Source organism: Sulfurimonas sp. SWIR-19, assembly GCF_020410885.1.
In the GTDB taxonomy this organism is placed as follows: Bacteria; Campylobacterota; Campylobacteria; order Campylobacterales; family Sulfurimonadaceae; genus Sulfurimonas; species Sulfurimonas sediminis.
In genome coordinates, this window is the sequence record NZ_CP084578.1 from 728,792 (window position 1) to 746,501 (window position 17,710).

Annotated in this window: 19 protein-coding genes; 13 read left to right on the forward strand and 6 right to left on the reverse strand. The window is 37.3% G+C overall.

Annotated features, from left to right (window positions below; all coding sequences use genetic code 11):
• Positions 1 to 2 precede the first annotated feature (2 nt).
• A complete protein-coding gene (ccoS, locus tag LCX93_RS03820) occupies positions 3 to 245 on the forward strand; it encodes a cbb3-type cytochrome oxidase assembly protein CcoS (RefSeq protein WP_226068692.1) in 243 nt (80 codons plus the stop codon).
• A 41-nt stretch (positions 246 to 286) separates the two neighbouring features.
• Here the strand turns inward: ccoS and LCX93_RS03825 are convergent, their stop codons facing one another.
• Entirely contained in the window at positions 287 to 574 is a 288-nt protein-coding gene (locus tag LCX93_RS03825; RefSeq protein WP_226068694.1) for a c-type cytochrome, read from the reverse strand.
• Positions 575 to 687: 113 nt separating this feature from the next.
• Here LCX93_RS03825 and rfaD point away from each other — a divergent pair, with 113 nt between their 5' ends.
• The 3 genes from rfaD to LCX93_RS03840 are packed head-to-tail and all read left to right on the forward strand — an operon-like array spanning position 688 to position 3,695.
• Positions 688 to 1,695: an ADP-glyceromanno-heptose 6-epimerase gene (rfaD, locus tag LCX93_RS03830; RefSeq protein WP_226068696.1), complete on the forward strand. Its 1,008-nt coding sequence runs from the start codon at positions 688 to 690 to the stop codon at positions 1,693 to 1,695.
• A complete protein-coding gene (gene rfaE1, locus LCX93_RS03835) occupies positions 1,696 to 3,126 on the forward strand; it encodes a D-glycero-beta-D-manno-heptose-7-phosphate kinase (protein WP_226068698.1) in 1,431 nt (476 codons plus the stop codon).
• Positions 3,120 to 3,695, forward strand: coding sequence for a YfaZ family outer membrane protein (locus LCX93_RS03840; protein WP_193151467.1), 576 nt, complete (start codon positions 3,120 to 3,122; stop codon positions 3,693 to 3,695). The genes rfaE1 and LCX93_RS03840 overlap by 7 nt, the downstream gene beginning before the upstream one ends.
• Here the strand turns inward: LCX93_RS03840 and waaF are convergent.
• Positions 3,692 to 4,666 (reverse strand): lipopolysaccharide heptosyltransferase II, encoded by a 975-nt coding sequence (gene waaF, locus LCX93_RS03845; protein ID WP_226068700.1) that lies wholly within the window; start codon positions 4,664 to 4,666, stop codon positions 3,692 to 3,694. The two genes, LCX93_RS03840 and waaF, sit on opposite strands and share 4 nt — an antisense overlap.
• Before the next feature lies 1 nt (position 4,667).
• Positions 4,668 to 5,957: a glycosyl hydrolase gene (locus LCX93_RS03850; RefSeq protein ID WP_226068702.1), complete on the reverse strand. Its 1,290-nt coding sequence runs from the start codon at positions 5,955 to 5,957 to the stop codon at positions 4,668 to 4,670.
• A gap of 241 nt (positions 5,958 to 6,198) precedes the next feature.
• On the opposite strand from LCX93_RS03850, the gene LCX93_RS03855 reads away from it, so the two are divergent.
• On the forward strand, positions 6,199 to 7,164 hold the full coding sequence (locus LCX93_RS03855) for a glycosyltransferase family 9 protein (RefSeq protein WP_226068705.1): 966 nt from the start codon (positions 6,199 to 6,201) through the stop codon (positions 7,162 to 7,164).
• A gap of 197 nt (positions 7,165 to 7,361) precedes the next feature.
• On the opposite strand, the gene LCX93_RS03860 is transcribed toward LCX93_RS03855, so the two are convergent.
• Positions 7,362 to 8,135 (reverse strand): glycosyltransferase family 2 protein, encoded by a 774-nt coding sequence (locus LCX93_RS03860; RefSeq protein WP_349636703.1) that lies wholly within the window; start codon positions 8,133 to 8,135, stop codon positions 7,362 to 7,364.
• A complete protein-coding gene (locus LCX93_RS03865; protein ID WP_226068706.1) occupies positions 8,125 to 8,901 on the reverse strand; it encodes a protein kinase family protein in 777 nt (258 codons plus the stop codon). Before LCX93_RS03865 ends, LCX93_RS03860 begins: the two co-directional genes overlap by 11 nt.
• Positions 8,902 to 8,922: 21 nt before the next feature.
• Between LCX93_RS03865 and LCX93_RS03870 the strand changes: the two genes are divergently transcribed.
• From LCX93_RS03870 to LCX93_RS03880, 3 genes are read left to right on the forward strand one after another with little or no spacing between them, the layout of a single operon-like run.
• Complete coding sequence (locus LCX93_RS03870) at positions 8,923 to 9,948, forward strand: glycosyltransferase family 9 protein (RefSeq protein ID WP_226068708.1); 1,026 nt, start codon at positions 8,923 to 8,925, stop codon at positions 9,946 to 9,948.
• Entirely contained in the window at positions 9,938 to 11,017 is a 1,080-nt protein-coding gene (locus LCX93_RS03875) for a glycosyltransferase family 4 protein (protein ID WP_226068710.1), read from the forward strand. Before LCX93_RS03870 ends, LCX93_RS03875 begins: the two co-directional genes overlap by 11 nt.
• The gene (locus tag LCX93_RS03880; protein ID WP_226068712.1) at positions 11,014 to 11,562 is read left to right on the forward strand and encodes an acyltransferase; all 549 of its coding nucleotides are present in this window, start codon (positions 11,014 to 11,016) and stop codon (positions 11,560 to 11,562) included. The genes LCX93_RS03875 and LCX93_RS03880 overlap by 4 nt, the downstream gene beginning before the upstream one ends.
• On the opposite strand, the gene LCX93_RS03885 is transcribed toward LCX93_RS03880, so the two are convergent.
• The gene (locus LCX93_RS03885; protein WP_226068714.1) at positions 11,559 to 12,227 is read right to left on the reverse strand and encodes an acyltransferase; all 669 of its coding nucleotides are present in this window, start codon (positions 12,225 to 12,227) and stop codon (positions 11,559 to 11,561) included. The two genes, LCX93_RS03880 and LCX93_RS03885, sit on opposite strands and share 4 nt — an antisense overlap.
• Before the next feature lie 72 nt (positions 12,228 to 12,299).
• Between LCX93_RS03885 and LCX93_RS03890 the strand changes: the two genes are divergently transcribed.
• From LCX93_RS03890 to LCX93_RS03910, 5 genes are all read left to right on the forward strand, one after another.
• On the forward strand, positions 12,300 to 13,232 hold the full coding sequence (locus tag LCX93_RS03890; RefSeq protein ID WP_226068716.1) for a glycosyltransferase family 2 protein: 933 nt from the start codon (positions 12,300 to 12,302) through the stop codon (positions 13,230 to 13,232).
• Positions 13,222 to 13,593 (forward strand): GtrA family protein, encoded by a 372-nt coding sequence (locus LCX93_RS03895; protein WP_226068719.1) that lies wholly within the window; start codon positions 13,222 to 13,224, stop codon positions 13,591 to 13,593. The genes LCX93_RS03890 and LCX93_RS03895 overlap by 11 nt, the downstream gene beginning before the upstream one ends.
• A gap of 78 nt (positions 13,594 to 13,671) precedes the next feature.
• Positions 13,672 to 14,955 carry a 3-deoxy-D-manno-octulosonic acid transferase gene (locus LCX93_RS03900; protein WP_226068721.1) on the forward strand — a complete coding sequence of 428 codons (1,284 nt, stop codon included), beginning with the start codon at positions 13,672 to 13,674 and terminating at the stop codon, positions 14,953 to 14,955.
• A 98-nt stretch (positions 14,956 to 15,053) separates the two neighbouring features.
• Complete coding sequence (gene hemN / locus LCX93_RS03905) at positions 15,054 to 16,424, forward strand: oxygen-independent coproporphyrinogen III oxidase (protein ID WP_226068723.1); 1,371 nt, start codon at positions 15,054 to 15,056, stop codon at positions 16,422 to 16,424.
• Between the two features lie 2 nt (positions 16,425 to 16,426).
• On the forward strand, positions 16,427 to 17,710 hold the full coding sequence (locus LCX93_RS03910) for a (Fe-S)-binding protein (protein WP_226068725.1): 1,284 nt from the start codon (positions 16,427 to 16,429) through the stop codon (positions 17,708 to 17,710).

The following is a 17,710-nucleotide window of genomic DNA, read 5'->3' on the forward strand; positions in this document are numbered from 1 at the left end:
GTATGAGCAGTTGGGTAATCGGTATGATGCTTGGAGTGTCTATTTTTTTAGGAAGTATAGCTGTTGTGGCTTTGATATGGGCGATAAAGAAAGGGCAGTTTGATGATTCGGAGCATTTTTTAAATGCGGTAAAGTTTGACTCAACTGATGATTTAAATGATGCTTATGAAAAAGAGCAAAGAGTAAAAGAGTTAAAAGACAAAAAGAAAGAGAGTCTTAGAAAGAAAGATTACAGACCTGAATGATGGCAAGAATGAGTTACCTGAATAAGGTAACTCAAAAAATACTATTTACCGATAGTTTGAGCAAAAGCCTCTAACTCAGCATCAGAATAACGAGCAACCTGCCCTTTCATAATACCTTTCATTGGTCCACCGAAAGTTCCAGCTTTATACCCTTTAAGAGCCTCAGCGATTTCAGCGTGAGTCAAATCTTTAACAATTTTAGATTTTCCCATAGCTTTTTTCTCCCAGTTAGCACCATGACATGCAGCACAAGCTTTCCCGTTTACTGCAGCAGATGCAGCTGTAACTAATGCTAATGTAGCGATTGAAGCAATTACGATTTTTTTCATTTTTTTTCCTTAATTTCGAATTCAGTTAATATTATAATAGGTATAGTCTTAAATACTTGTTAATGAATTAAAAGGTATCATTTTATTAAAATTTATTGATTACGGATGGGAAGATGCGATACATAGAAGATGACTTAAAAGACAAAACAATACTTATTACAGGCGGTGCGGGATTTATCGGTTCAAATTTAGCATTTTATTTTCAAGAAAACCATCCGGATGCGAAAGTTGTGGTACTTGACAGCTTTAGAAGCGGAGAAACACTCAGTAACGGGAATTTAAAAAGTTTTGGGCATTTTAAAAATCTCATAGGCTTTAGTGGTGAAATTATCAGCGGTGATATTAATGATAAAGATTTATTGCTTGATTTGGAAGTAAATTATGATTTTGATTACATCTTCCATGAAGCGGCCATCTCTGATACTACGGCGCAAGAACAGGATTTGATGATAAAAACAAATGTCAATGCCTATAAAGATTTGCTTGACCTGGCTGTGGCACATAATGCAAATATGATTTATGCCTCTTCTGCGGCAACATACGGCAATGCAGAGTCTCCTCAGAGAGTTGGAAGAGAAGCACCCAACAATGTCTATGGTTTTTCAAAACTCTCTATGGATCATTTAAGCCGGGAATATATGAAAGAGTGTGACATCAATATAGTCGGGCTTCGTTATTTTAATGTGTATGGTGCCCGAGAGTATTTTAAAAATACGACGGCATCAATGGTTTTACAGTTTGGACATCAGATACTTGCAGGAAAAAATCCTCGACTTTTTGAAGGGAGTGATAAGATTCTTCGTGATTTTATCTATATAGAAGACATTATACAGGCTAATATTAAAGCAATGGCGCCAAATACAAGTGGGATATACAATGTCGGAACAGGAAAGGCGAGAAGTTTTCAGGATATTGTGGATATTTTGCAAAAAGAGTTAGGTACCTCTTTGGAATGCGAATATATTCCAAACCCGTTTATCGGTTCATATCAGTTTCACACAGAAGCCGATATAGCAACAACAAAAGAGGCTTTGGGTTATGCGCCGGCTTATGAGATGGAAGAGGGTATAAAAGCGTATGTTCCAGAAATCAAGCGTATTTATGAGACAGAAGTAAAATAGATGCAGGTGTTTAAAGAGGCAAAACCAAACATTTTGGTTGTGGGTGATTTGATGATTGATCACTACCTTTGGGGGAGTTGTGAGCGGATTTCTCCTGAGGCTCCTGTGCAGGTTGTGGATATCAATAAAGAAACGACAGTTTTAGGCGGTGCCGGCAATGTGGTCAACAACCTAAAAGCTTTGGGTACGAATGTCAGTGTCAGCAGTGTGATGGGTGATGATGACAATGGCAAAGAACTTGTGAAAATGTTGCATGCTATTGATGTCAATACACAAAATTTAATTATAGAGAAGAACAGAAAAACATCAAAAAAGAGTCGTGTAATTGCTGTTTCCCAACAGATTTTACGATATGACAAAGAGAGTAAAAATGACATACTTCAAAAAAGTGCACAAAAGATTTTAGATTCCCTTGCAAAGAGTATTGATACCTATGATGCTGTGATTTTGTCGGACTATGGCAAAGGCGTGTTGACACAGGAACTTTCACAGGGAATTATTGCATTGGCGAAAAAACATGACATTAAAGTATTGGTTGACCCAAAAGGAAAAGATTTTTCAAAGTATCGTGGAGCTTATCTGCTGACGCCCAACAAAAAAGAAGCGGTTTTGGCAACAGGCATTGATATAAAAGACAAAGAGTCTTTAAAAAAAGCACTGCTACAACTTAAAAACGAGTGTGATTTGGATGTCTCTTTGATAACACTTTCAGAAGAGGGAATAGCAACATATGAAGAGGAAGTAAAAATCTTTCCTACCGTTGCCAAAGAAGTATTTGATGTAACAGGTGCGGGTGATACGGTGATAGCTTCTATCGCGTTTGCTCTGAGTGTCGGCAAAAGTCTTGAAGAGACAGCGGCATTTGCAAACTTGGCGGCAGGTGTCGTGGTTGGTAAAATAGGCTCGGCTACAGTAACCATTGATGAGATAGAAGATTATGAAGCTTCTTTACATAAAAGTACCTCAGATGCCCACATAAAAAGTTTTGAAGAGATTGCAAAAATTGTGCAAAGATATAAGAAAAACGGTAAAAAAATAGTCTTTACAAACGGCTGTTTTGATATCTTACATGTAGGGCATGTAAAGTATTTGCAAATTGCTAAAAGCTTCGGAGATGTGCTGATTGTCGGCTTGAATTCCGATGCTTCTGTTTCTCGTCTCAAAGGCCCGAGCCGTCCTGTAAATTCTGCAGAGGACAGAGCCTATTTGTTGGCTGCACTTGAAGCGGTCGATTTTGTCGTGCCTTTTGAAGCAGATACACCTTATGAATTGATAAAAATGATAGAGCCGGATGTGCTTGTAAAAGGCGGAGATTATGCAGGAAAAGAGGTTATAGGTACGGAATTTGCTGGCGAGTTACGATTGGTTGATTTTGTCGATGGCAAAAGTACAACAAAAACCATAGAAAAAATACAAGGAAAAACATGTTAAAAAAAATCACTTTAATGGCAGCTTCGGCTGTGGCTGCATTTGCAATGAACAGTGCCAGTATCAATATAAACAATGAAGATTTAGAGTTAAATGCAAATCTGGATGTTGGACAGTTTAATGAGAATGTTGAACCGGAAACGATGTTTGTGGGCGTTCGATTTTTAGATGCCGATAATGCAAATCGTATAAACAATGAAGCACTGTATGAAGTTAGTTTTTTAATGAAAAAAGCAGTGGGCGAGAGCGATTTGTCTGTTGGTTTGGGTGTTAAAGCAAACTATACAAAGGATTATAGAACTCTACCTTTGGGAATTGCACTTGAGTATGCTTTACCTTCGGTAACAGTCGTCCCTATGGCCTTACATGCAGATGTTTATTATGCACCAAAAGTTTTAAGCTTTGACAAAGCAAATAAATATTTTGAATACAGAGTGGAATGTGATGCCGAGGTTATCGATCACGGTCATGTTGTACTTGGGTACCGACACATCAGAACTGATTATGATGACTTCAGAGGAAATTTCACATACAATGCATCAGGATATATTGGCTTTAAATTTGAATTTTAAATTTCTAACTTTTTTACAGCCTCTATCACTTCAGAGGCTGTAATCCCTTTCATACAGTCATGATGTTTCAGCGGGCATTCCCTCTTCATACAGGGGCTGCATTCAAGTTCATGCCTTACTATTATACTTTTTTCATTTTTCCACTGTGAAGTCTCTTTGTATTTTGTCGGTCCAAAAATAGCAACGGTCGGCACTCCGTAGGCAGCAGCCACATGCATAGGTCCGCTGTCATTGGTTATAAAAAGAGAACAGCCGCCGATATTGGCACACAACTCCTTTATATTTGTTTTTCCGGCTAAATTTGTATAGTTGTTTACATGTAAAGCTTTGAGATTATCTTCTATCTCTTGTGCCATTTGCACTTCATTGGGCCCGCCGAATATTATGATGTCATACTGTTTGCTAAAATAAGTCGCAACTTCGGCAAAACGTTCAGGATACCATCTTTTTGCACTGCCATAAGTTGCGCCGGCATTGATGCCAAGTGTCGGTTTTTCAAAACTTTTTGGCTTTATGTAAAGCTTGAGCGGTGGAATTTCCTGGGTAAAATCATCTACATTGACCATGGCAATCTGTGTGTATTGCTCTACTAAATGTTGGTTTGTTCTGATCTTTGGCGTATGTGAAAGAAGCAGTCTTGAATGCCATGAAGCCCTTGCACAGCAAATGACGGTGTTTGTAAATCGCAGTAACAGTGTAGAATGGATTTGATTCCGAAAGCTGACTGCCAGATGAAAAGTTCCCAACTCTTTTGCCAGTTTGTAGGTTGCCATAAAACGTGAAGGGGCTTTTTTTGTCTCATCAACAATGGCACGTTCACATAAAGGATGGTGTTTGAGCGCTTCTATGCTGACATAACTGCCGACAAAGGTAAACTGCGCATTGGGATATTTTAAAGTCAGAAGTTCTATGGCCGGGGTTGCCATAATGGCATCACCCAGCCAGTTTGGTAAAATGATTAATATTCTCATATTAGATACGCTCGCTTGCATTGACCTGTTTCCCTACCTCTTTTGTAATGAAAATATATAAAGGGGAAGAGCCGACAGTCAAGGTTTCGTCTTTAATTTTTTCACCGGTTTTGGAGTAAATATCAAAGAACTCTTGATTTTGGAGGGTTGTTTCTTTGAGTGACCAGTGAATTTGAAGTATCTTGTCATTGACAAGCACCTGCATAATGTAGTAGCCTCTTTTAATATCCATGCGTAAAAACTGGGCATTTTCAAGTGTTTGAACCATGTACATGTAAGTATAAAAAGCTTCTCTTTTTTTGATTCCTTCTCTGTTGTCAACCAGACCGTAGCCCGGAGCGATGAGCTGATGCCAAGAGACAGAATCGACCTGCTGAGAAGCAAAAGCTAAAAGATAATAGCGCAGCATATAATCAGCATAGAGTGTTTCACTGACACATTCATACTCGCTTGTCGGTGCATAAGGTGCCGTATTTGAGAGAGGCCAGTTCACTTCGGTTACATGTAACTCCTGTTTTGTCTTTAAAGAGAGCCATACGAGAGTGCTCAGCAGGGCGATTTTATCGCTTAGGGTAAATCCGAGCTGTGTATTTTCAGGGGCACCACGCCTGTCAACATATAAAAGTGCCGCTATACCGTCATATCTGCATTTGCAAAAGTTAAAAAGAGTGTGTACGGTAAAGTAAAATTCAAAATCTATAACACCGCTGCCAAGGAGTCGGATATCTGGAAATTCATTTTTTTTCAAATCATACGCAACTTTATAAAAAGCAAGATATTCGCGTACCGAAAAAAATCCCCATTTTGCACGGTTGATTGTTGAACCGATTTCATAGCGTGTTACGGAGGTGCCCAAGCTTGTAAAGATTATATGTAAGTCATTTTTAAGGAGTTGTAAATCTTCTATATGTTCACGGTCCTGCAGGATTTTAAGGATAATCTGCTTGTCGCTGTTTTGCTTTATAAATGTCGCAAGCTCATCAAGTTGGTCCATCTCCCAGAGTTTAAAACGGACAAGGATGCTTTTTACTTTCAACTCATCAAGCATTGCCTGTGTCTCTTGAGTGTTTTTCTGCCAGTCAACACCTAAAGAGAAAAAATTTGCTGTATTAATCTCTTTTCTTTTGACAAAGGGCATCATCAAAATACTCAAGGGAAGAATAATCAATGAAGAGACAAATGTGAAAAGCAAAGAAAACTTCTCTTTTTTACGCATAGATTTTTTGTATCTCTTGTCTTGCAGCAGTGCCGGTTGGTCGGAATAGTCATCCCAGGTAAAAGGTTTTTTCATAAGTGGCATTATATCTATTTTAAGATAAAATACTTAAAAATTATGAAGTTTTGGAATCAGGACTTGCTGTAGTCTCGGATGAAAGTAAAAAAATGCAACAGCCGGCACTGAAGTACCGGTTCCTGGAAATATTTCACAACCTGAGCTTTAGTCTCAATATCATTACGTTAAGAGGCTTTTTCGGAACCCGTACTTCAGTGCGGGCTTTTAGTTTTGAATTTTTTTGTTAGGATAATATGAAATGCGTATACTGGTAGTAAGAACAGATAAACTCGGCGATTTTATAACAGCACTGCCGGCTATGTATGTCCTCAAACAGCATAATCCTGACAATAAAATCATAGCACTTGTTGCCCCAATGAACAAAGCATTGGCACTTACATGTAGTTTCATTGATGAGGTGATAGTCGATGATGGACAAAGCTCCGTTTTCTCACTTGCCAAAAAGCTGAAAAAAGCAAATATTGATGCCTCGGTGACACTTTTTTCAAATACAAGAGTGGCACTTGCACAGTTTCTCTCAGGCATACAAACCAGAATAGCCCCTGCAACAAAAATAGCACAGATATTTTATAACAAGCGGGTCAAGCAAAGACGCTCTGAAGTGAAAATGGCTGAGTTTGAATACAATCTTGCACTGACACAAATCCTTTTTTCGGATATTAAACTGCAATATCCAAAACCACTGCTTCAATTTGATGATGCCCAAAAGGAATATGAAAAGTTTTGCCAAAAGTACAATATAACAAAAGAAGCGATTGCCTTTCATGTCGGTTTTGGCGGTTCTTCGGATGCCAACTGGAATTTGGATGAGTATGAAATACTGATTCGTGAAGCCTTACATGTAAACAGATACAGCGTAGTACTCACTTTTGGACCGGATGAAAAAAGCCTGAAAGAGGAGATGCAAAAGCGCCTGCAAGGCACCGATGCTGCTTTTTATCTCTCAAATTATGGCATAGTAAATTTTGCAAAACTTATCAGCAGTTTTAAACTTTTTGTTTCTACTTCTACAGGCACCTATCATCTGGCATCTTTGGTAGGAACACCGACAATGACTTTTTTTGGTGATTCAAAGTTTGCAAGTGCTGCGCGTTGGAAAGCTATAGGAGATGAAAAACTGCAAAAACATTATATGCTGCCGAGTGATGAAGCCAAGCGTGCAGAGATGTTTGAAACAGTGAAACAGGATTTGTTAAATGTGTAAAAATATGCAGGCATGCACCACAGCCGGCACTGAAGTACCGGTTCCAAAAAACACTGTGGAACCCAGAAATTTAACGCTAAAGCATAACTTGTGAGAAAAACTAAATTTTTTTCTGTAGTCTGGGCTGAGCGTAGCAAGAAAATTGTAACAGCAGATACTGAAGTTGTGTTTCGGAGAAATATTTTGGAATCGGTACTTTAGTGCCGACCGGGTTTTTTGTCTTTTAGTTCTTTGTTGAGTTCATAAAGTTTGATATATTTATAAAAATTTGTCACCATATGCGAATAGGCGATGACAAGTCCTACATAGCCGTCTCGAAATCCCTGTTTGAAAAAGTATGTTTTTATAAATGAATACGCTCCGTTAAAAAAAGCTTTGGCAGGGGAGGAGCTTTTTTTTCCTGCATTGTTTTGTGCAAAAAGAGTGGAGTAGGTATTTGCTTTATTTACAAACTGCTCAATACTTTGGTAGCTGTAATGCAGGACATTTCCCTCTAAGAGTTCTGTTTGTAAATCCTGAGTGATAATATCTTCATGGACATCATTGTCGTTATACTTGGTAACGGTTTTGTTATAAAGACGCTTGATTTTCTGATTGTTCCATCCACAGTGTTTGACCTCCGTGTTTTTATAAAATGCTCTGAAATTAAGGATATAAACAGTCTGTGTATCAAGTTGTTTTGTTTGCAGAGTCTGAAGCAGTTTGGCATCAATCACTTCATCACTGTCAATGATAAGAATCCAGTCATTTTTGGCAAAATCTGCCGCTTTGTTTTTAGTCCAGCCAAAGCCTTTAAATTCGCCTTGTACCAAGTTCACATTTGAAAATTCTTTTGCAATTTCAATAGTTTTATCATGTGAACCGTTGTCATATACTACAACATCATCAAATTCACACAGGGATTGGAGTGTCTTTTGTATAGTTGTTTCGTTGTTTTTGGCCAAAACGACAACAGAGATGTTACCAATCAATTTTTTTTCCTTTAAGTCGTTTTTTGAAATTCTTTCTTTTTTTGTTCTGAACAGAATACTTTATGACCTTTTGTGCGAAATCTTCTTTCACTTTGTGGTGTTGTATATACTCTTTTGCGATTACATGTAGGTCTGCATCACTTGCCCAAAGTTTTGCGAAGCTTTTGGCTCTCTCTTTTTCCTGAAGAGGAAAAAAGTCCATGCGATTAACATCCACAATTTTAAATATATACTCTCTGCCCTCTTTTTTTATCAAAATATTTCCCGGTGAATAGTCATTGTGAAATATATCGGCATTGTGCAGTTGTAAGCTAAATCGTGCAAAGGCTTTTAAAATATCTTCTTTGTTTGGAAAGTTTTCATCAAGCAGTGGCTCTCTTATTGTAAAGTCGTAGTCAAATTTTTCTGCTACAAAGTAGCTCTGAGCTAAAAGCCCTTGTTGGTAAAGCTCAATATATCCGATTGGTTCAGGTGCAAATTTTCCTATTTTCAGAGAGTTGTCATAGGATTTTTTCGCTTTTGAATCTCGAAAATAAGTATAAAAAATGCGACGAAAGAAATTTGGAATTTTAAAAGATTTGACAACAGTCTGTAGCTCTTTGTAAGAAATTATTTTTAGTTCATTACGGGCTTTGTGAATAGAGTTTTTGTTATCCCTGAAATATTTTTGTATGTGCAACAAAAAATCTTTCAACTCATTTTCAAAAGACGGATTTAGTTTGTATTTCATAGAACTCTCATAAATAATTTTGTATAATCTTTTCATTATACAAAAAAAGGGATTATATTGAAGTTAAATTTCAGAAGAGGCAGTGCTTATGCTTCAAAATATGCCAGAGAATATTTAAAAGATAAAAAACCGAAAGATATAAAAAGTATAACCGTAATCCGACATGCGGCAATTGGCGATTTTATGAATATACGCCCTTTTTTGATTGAACTTCGCAAATTTTTCCCTAATGCCAAAATAACTTTAAGTGTCATAAAGCATTACATGTACGGAATTCCCGAGGATTTGATAGATGAGTTACATGTAATGAGCAGATACAAAGAAGATGGCTCTAAGACAGGAATATTTAGAAGAATCAAAGAAGCAAAAAAGCTTCCTCCTCAAGATATTATATTTGATTTGACCGATAGCACAATCACTCTTTTGCTTGTATTTTTGGCTCAGGCAAAATTAAAAATAGGCTACCCGTATAGAACTATTAGAAGAATGTTTTTTGATATAGCAACACTAAGAAGTGATTTTGTTGTGGAGGCTGTTTCTGTGGAACACATGCTCAATATTTTAGGGACAAAAACAGAGTTTCCGCTTCATTACGGGTTGGAAAAAATGTACCCAAAAACAGAGGATCTCAAACAAATTGTTTATTTTGCCGGTGCTTCGACAAAAAGCAAGTGTTGGGAGGCAGATAAGTTTGGGGAGTTAATTGCAAAGATGTCCCAAAACTATCAGGATTATGATCATGTTATTCTTCAGGGTATCGGCAAAGATGAAAAATTTTATGAAATTTATGAACCGCTTAAAGAGAGAAAAAACATAAAACTTCAAGAAGTTATGCCTATAGAAGAAGTAATGCAGTTTTTGGCAAACAGCCGATGCCTTGTTTCTAATGACACAGGTGTGCGAAATATGGGCATTGCGTTAGAAATTCCGACAGTAGGCATCTTTTTTCATATACCGCCGTTTCGATATTGGCCACGAGAAGAGAAACACGACTGTGTTTTTAATGTTGAATATGCTTCACCGGAAGTTGCAGATGTATTTGCCACTACAAAACAACTCATAGACAAACTGTATGAAAAATAAAAATATTTTAGAATTGTGTCTGGCACACGGGCTGGGCGGGCTTGAGATGTTTGTGGCAAGTTGTTATGAAGAATTTTCTAAAAAGACTACATGTAAAGTGGTCGTAGCACCACAAAGCAAACTTGATAACTATCTTGAAATAAATGACAAATTTACCCTAAAAAGAAATAAGTTTTTTCCATTTATACCGGCTTTGCAACTGTCAAAATATATAGATGAAAATGACATTGATATAGTACATTTTCACTGGAGCAAAGATATTCTAACAGCTGTTTTGGCAAAAATACTGAGTAAGAAAAAACCAAAATTAGTGCAGAGTAGGCATATGGGGATGACACGATTTAAAGATGACTTTTACCATAAGTGGCTTTATAAAAATATTGATATGATACATGCGGTAACTCTGCAGGTGAAAAAACAGCTTGAAAAATTCATTCCTGCCGAAGTGAGACCAGAGGTTGAGATGGTCTACCTGGGTGTAAAAGCTCCGAAGACAGATGCAGATAAAGTGTCCGAATTACGACAAAAATATCAACTTGAAGGTGCCTTTGTTGTAGGAATTGTCGGGAGAATAGAAAAAGGTAAAGGACAGTATAAGGTTTTAGAAGCTGTAGCAAGGTTAAAAGATGCAAATATAAAAGCAGTTGTTGTGGGAGCTTTTATGGATGATAAATATGCACAGGAGTTGCAGGCATATGTAAAAAAACTGGGTATACAACAGCAAGTGATATTTACCGGTTTTACAAAAGATGTGAATGAGCATATGCAACTTTTTGATGTAAATGTGCTTGCTACGGAAAACGAAACATTTGGACTTGTAGTGATTGAAGCAATGGCAAACAAAATTCCGGTTATAGCTACATGTAAAGGGGGACCTTTGGAAATTATAGATGAGGGTGTGGATGGACTGCTGTTTGACGGAAGTGTAGATGATTTGGGAGAAAAAATCCGACTTTTACATAATGATTTACATGTAAAGGAAGGAATTGCCCAAGCAGCTTTTAAAAAAGTAAAAGAAAAGTTTGATTATACTGCACAGCTTGAGAAACTCTACGGAGTAATGAAATGAAAAAATTTACACCCCTTCAAAAGCTCCGTAATAAAATAAGAATCAAAGGCAGCGTTACTTTGTCGCTTGCAAAAAATGCAAAAATTACCAACTGTGATATTTCTATAAAAGGAAAAAATAACAGTCTGACTATTGAAGACGGTGTGACCATACGATACACACAAATAGAAATTTTAGGAGATAACTGTTCCATATATATAGGTAAAAATACTATTGTAGGTCACGGTTGTTATCTCTCAGCAAAAGAGGGCAAAAAATTAGTTATTGAAGATGAGTGTATGTTGTCTAGAAATGTGAAAATTATGACTTCGGACGGGCATTTTATTTATGTCGATACTACTGTTATTAATGAAGGAAAAGACATTGCAATAGGCAAACACGTCTGGCTTGCTGATAACGTTACTGTTTTAAAAGGAGTAGATATAGGAGAGGGGAGTGTGATAGGCATCAATGCTACTGTGACAAAAAATATTTCTGCTTTTTCTATTGCTGTCGGCAATCCGGCTGTTGTTGTGAAAAAGGGTATCACGAACTGGATGCATTAATGATTCCAACTTATATTTTCCTTTAAAATTTCAGCAGGATTACCGGCAATAATACTTTTTTTTGTAGTGAAAGATTTTGTAATTGTTGTATTCGCACCGACAATACAGCCATCCGGAACTACAGACCCCTTGAGTATCAAACTGCTCGCCCCTATCCAGACATTATTGCCAATAGTGATTTTTTTATCTTGATTGATAACACTATGCTGCGCATTGTAAATAGCATGTTGGTCAGTATCCATAAGAATGCTTTGCCATGCTATCATAGTATTGTTTCCGATTTCAATCTCTTTTGCACAGATTATGATGGCGTCACCGGTGATATCAAACCTGTCTCCTAAAGTAAGGTTTCCGCTGACCATTATTTTTGCACCTACGCCAATTTTTGTTTTGCCCTGAAAATGAATCTTTCCTGTAATTTTTAAAATAGTGCGTTCATAGGCATAATCCATCATATCTGTCCCACCAAAACCTATACGAACAATGCCAGTTTTTACTTTGGAGAGTTGCACTTTTCCAGATAAAGAACGCAGTTTTGTTTTACGGGAAATTATTATAGGCAGAAAAACTGCCTGTGAAAGTGGCAGAAGTCTCAGGTTGACATAAATACTTTTTGGAAGTCCTGCAGTATATCGTATGAGTTTTACTATTTTGTCTATGTTCATGATTTTGTAAGCACCTCTTTATTTATTTGAAAAAGTGTACACAAATAAAATTAAAAAAGGTATAATTAGTGTATGAAAAATAGTAATCCTTTTTTATCCATAGTTGTTCCCTGTTACAATGAAGAAGATGTTATAGATATATTTTTGAACAAAATTTTCTCTGTTTTAGCATATATTGATGAAGATTTTGAAATCGTTTTTGTCAATGACGGGAGTCATGACAGTACTTTGTCTGTGCTTAAAGAAAAATCCAAAGAGTATGACAATGTCCGTGTTATCAACCTCTCAAGAAACTTTGGCAAAGAGGCGGCACTTACGGCAGGGCTTGATACATCCAAAGGGGAAGTTGTCGTTCCTATAGATGTTGATTTGCAAGATCCGCCTGAGCTGATACTTGATTTTATCAAAAAATACAAAGAAGGCTATGACGTAGTCGTCGGTAAGCGTGTCGATCGTACAACCGACAGTACTGCCAAACGTATCAGTGCCGAGTTTTTTTATAAAATCCATAATAAAATTTCAGATATTGAGATTCCGCATAATGTTGGTGATTACAGGTTAATGTCGCGACGTGTTGTCAATGAGCTGAAAAAACTGCCAGAGAGTCAGCGTTTTATGAAAGGGCTTTTTGCCTGGCTCGGGTTTAAAACAGCGGTGGTTGAGTACAAAAGAGACGCGCGTATTGCAGGAGACAGCAGTTTTAACGGTTGGAAGCTTTGGAACTTTGCGCTTGACGGTATCACAAGTTTTTCAACGGCACCGCTTCGTGTGTGGCTCTACATCGGTTTAGGACTTGCTTTTATCTCTTTTGTCTATGGTTCATGGATTATCTTAAAAACGCTTTTGTTTGGCGCAGACACTCCAGGGTATGCTTCTATGATCACTGTAGTACTCTTTTTAGGAGGTATTCAGCTGATGGGCATAGGAATACTCGGCGAGTATATCGGCAGAATATATGTAGAGTCAAAAAACAGACCGATTTATATAGTAGAAGATGAATATTAAAAGTCATATGCTTCAGCTGGCAAAATACGGCTTTTTTGGAGTGCTCGCAACACTTGTGCATCTTCTGACTGCATGGGCGATTATTTATTTTTTTGCGGCTTCAGTATTTGTTGCCAATACTTTTGCATTTTTTACAGCCTTTGTCTTTTCTTATGTTTTTCAGACTTTATATGTCTTTCACAGCACTTTTCATTTTAAAAAATTAATGAAATTTTTTTTGGTGCAGTATGGAACTTTTTTAGCTTCGTATTTTCTTTCCGATGCTTTTCCTGTACAAAACAGTTATTTGCACACACTCCTGATAGTTGCTATAATGCCACTTATAACATTTGTTGTTCATAAGTTTTGGACATTTAAATAATTTTTTTGTCAATTTAAATGGCTTTGTGCTTTTCAATTTTAAAGCTTAGGTTCCAAGTATTTAAAAAAGGAAATTGATTTGTTTTTAGAAAAAAGATTTAGTATTATTCAGATAAGTTTACTTGTTTTGGGTCTGTTTTTGGCATGGTTTTATGCGCAGCATCAAATCCTCACCGGTGATCAGACACAAATGCTTTATAAAGGGTATATGGGTGCATATAAACATGTCTGGATAAATTACGGTAATGCGGCAAGTGCGGTCGGAAATGTCCCCGGAAGTATGATTTCGTATGTGGTGGCTCTGCCTGTGATGCTCTATGATTCGCCGATGTCACCGATGTTTTTTTTGATATTTTTGCATCTTGCTTCTTATTTTCTCTTAGACAGTGTTTTAAAAGATATTTACAAAACAGATATTCGTCTGATTTTTTTGGTACTCTACTGGCTCAATCCCTGGTTTTTATTTGAAAACATTTTATACAATCCTTCTTATCTTTTTTTCTTTTCTGCCCTGCATATTTGGACCGCCTACAAACAGCGTGAAAAAAGTTCTTTTGTTTATTCTCTTTTACATGTAACAGCCATAGGATTGGCTTTGCAGTTTCATTATTCGTGGATTATACTTGCGCTTATTTCGCTCTATCTGCTTTACAAAAACATGGTAAAGGTAAATTGGTACGGGGTGTTTTTTGGAACGCTTATTATTGGTATCTCTTTAGTCCCATATTTGCAAACTGTGATGCAAAACAGTGCAATAATCCATCATGCTGATGATACGGGACGGTATATAGGCTGGGGCGGAGTACATGTCTATCCTGTCCTGAAATCATTTCTTTACTGGCTGCGCTACGGCTCTTTTTTCTTTCCAAACAAGCTCATCGCCAGTGCACATTTTGATTGGCTGGGGGCTTCGCATTTTGTGCAGATGATTTTTGTGTATGGGTATAAAGCGCTTGTTTTTTCAGTGGGTGCTTTTACAATTTACATCTCTTACAAAGCAAACAGATATTTTTACACACTTGTCAAAGGAAAAATATTTACAAGACACCAACCCATAGAAACAAAACAGGAATGGCTGCTTCTGTATGTGTTTGGCGCACTTGTCGGGGTATTTGTCAGTTCTGTTTTATCGCCGATAATTTTTAGCTACTGGCATCTTATTATCGTTTTTCCTTTCGCCATTCTTCCTGTTGTGATTTATCTTAAAGAGTATGGGCAAAAGTATATGCCAAAATTATTGATTTTTATTGTGTTGTATTTTACTTTTATCAATATAATGGGTGCGTTAGACAGTCGAAAATACTCTATCAATACCAATTACATTCAAGATACTAAAGCGTATATCAAAAAAAGTGTCACTTAATATAAAATTAGATTTCATTTGAAACTCATATGCTTTTATGAGTTCTTCAACACTTTTTGGAGATAATCCAATGAATTATTGACAGAGGGAAGCAACAGATGGAATTAGACTTCGCAAAATTTACAAAATACTCCAAGCCGGGACCAAGATATACCTCCTATCCTACAGCGTTGGAATTTAATGATGCCTTTGGTTATGACGAATATATAAAAAAACTGCAAACACAGGATTCTTCTCGTCCTTTGAGCCTTTATTTTCATTTACCGTTTTGTAAAAATGCCTGTTATTTTTGTGGATGTAATGTTGTTTTTACCTCAAAAGAAGATAAAATGATTCGGTACATGGAGTATCTCAAGCGTGAACTGAAAATTCTCTCAGAACATTTGGACTGTAAACGAGATGTGATTCAAATGCATTTTGGCGGAGGCACGCCTACTTTTTTTTCTGCCGCACAGCTAGATGAAATCATAAGTGAAATCAAGTCCTATTTCCCGAATTTTGTTGCAGATGCAGAGATTTCCTGTGAAATAGACCCGCGCCATATCAATGAAGAGCAAATGCGTGTGATGAGTGAACACGGATTTAACCGTGTAAGTTTTGGTATTCAGGATTTCAATGAAAAAGTGCAAGTTGCTGTGCATCGTGTCCAGCCCTACAATATTACAAAAGATGCAATGGATTTGGCACGCAAATACAATATGCACTCAGTCAATGTTGACTTGATTTACGGGCTGCCTTTTCAAACCCTCGATACTTTCAAAGAGACGCTTTCCTTGGCACTGACTTTAAATCCCGACAGATTTGCGGTATTTAACTATGCGCATGTGCCATGGCTGAAAAAAACAATGCGCAAGATAGATGAAACGACTTTGCCGCGTCCTGAAGAAAAACTGCAGATTATGCAGTACACGATTGACTTTTTAACTAAAAACGGCTATAAAATGATAGGAATGGATCACTTTGCAAAACCTGAAGACGAGCTTTTCAAGGCGATAGACAAAGGCGAGTTGCATAGAAACTTTCAAGGCTATACAACCAAAGGCGGTGCAGATTTAATAGGTGTGGGACTCACGTCTATCGGTGAAGGTGTTGATTACTATGCTCAGAATTTTAAAGATATGCCTTCGTATGAAGCAGCAATTGATGCTGGCAAACTGCCGTTTGAACGTGGTGTTGCATTGAGTGAAGATGATATGATTCGCCAGCATGTCATTATGGAACTCATGAGTAATTTCAAGCTTGATATTAAAAGATTTGAAGCACTATTTGGGTTGGAATTTAAAAAGTATTTTGAAGATGCACTTTTGGATTTAAAACCTTTTATGGAAGAAGAATTAATAACAATGAATAATGAGTATATAGAGTGTTCTCCAACAGGCACCCTGCTTATTCGAAATATTGCCATGCCTTTTGATGCCTATATGAAGCGTCATGCGGGCAGTGATAAAACATTTTCAAAGACGGTGTAAATATGAGTAAAAAACCAGAAGAAATTTTTAATTTTACAGAGATTGCTGATGATTGTGTCAAATGCGGGAAGTGTATTCCTGTGTGCACCATTCATAATGTCAATGCGGATGAGGTGACTTCTCCGCGTGGATTTATAGATCTTTTAGGCGCATACAAACGTGGAAATCTGGAGCTTGACAAGACGGCAAAAGATATTTTTGAGAGCTGTTTTTTATGCACGGCCTGTGTTGAAGTGTGTCCGAAATCACTGCCGACAGATATGATAATAGAACAGGTGCGCAGTGACATTGCACAGAAATTCGGTATAGCCTGGTACAAAAAAGCCTTCTTCTTACTTTTGCGTCACAGATGGCTCAATGATATTGCCTTTAAGCTTGGGTATACCTTTCAAACCTGCGGATTTAAAATCAAAGATGATATTAACTCTATGACATCACGTTTCAATCTGCCAATTATAAAATCTGACAGATTGATGCCGAGTTTGACAAAAACATCTTTTTTAAATTCCTATCCTGAAAATATAAACAACGGCGGAAAGCGAAAAGTAGCTGTTTTTATAGGCTGTCTGGCAAATTATAATTACAAAAGCATAGGGGATTCTCTTTTAGAAATTTTAGAAGTGCTTGAAATTGACGCATTTTTGGCAAAAAGTCAAAAATGCTGTTCTGCTCCTGCCTATTTTACAGGTGATTTTGATACAGTTGATGCAAATGCGAAGTTTAACATAGAATACTTTGAGAGTTTTGCCAAAGATGTTGAGGCTATTATCGTTCCCGAGGCTACATGTAGTGCAATGCTCAAGATAGACTATGAACACTACTTTCATGACCAACCGGAATGGAAAGCCCGTGCTAAAGCGGTTATGGAGAAGGTTTTTATGGCTACGGAGTGGCTGCAGCATCATACACATCTTGAACATCTCCTGGCATCCAAGAAAAAAGCAAGTCCGATTGTAACCTACCATGACCCTTGTCATGCGAAAAAGATGCAGGGGATTCACGAAGAACCGAGAAATCTGATTCGCCAAAACTATAAAATAGTGGAGATGAGTGATCCGAATCTATGCTGTGGATTTGGCGGTGTGACCATGCAGACAGAAAAGTATCATTTTGCAAAAGCGGCAGGTGTGCCAAAAGCAGCCATGATTCGAGAAACAAAAGCAGAGATTGTCAGTGCAGAGTGTAGTGCCTGTCGTATGCAGATAAACAACTCTATGCACAATGCAGGGGTTGAGACGGTCTTTAAAAATCCTATTGAACTTATAGCCGAGGCATTGAAAAACTAA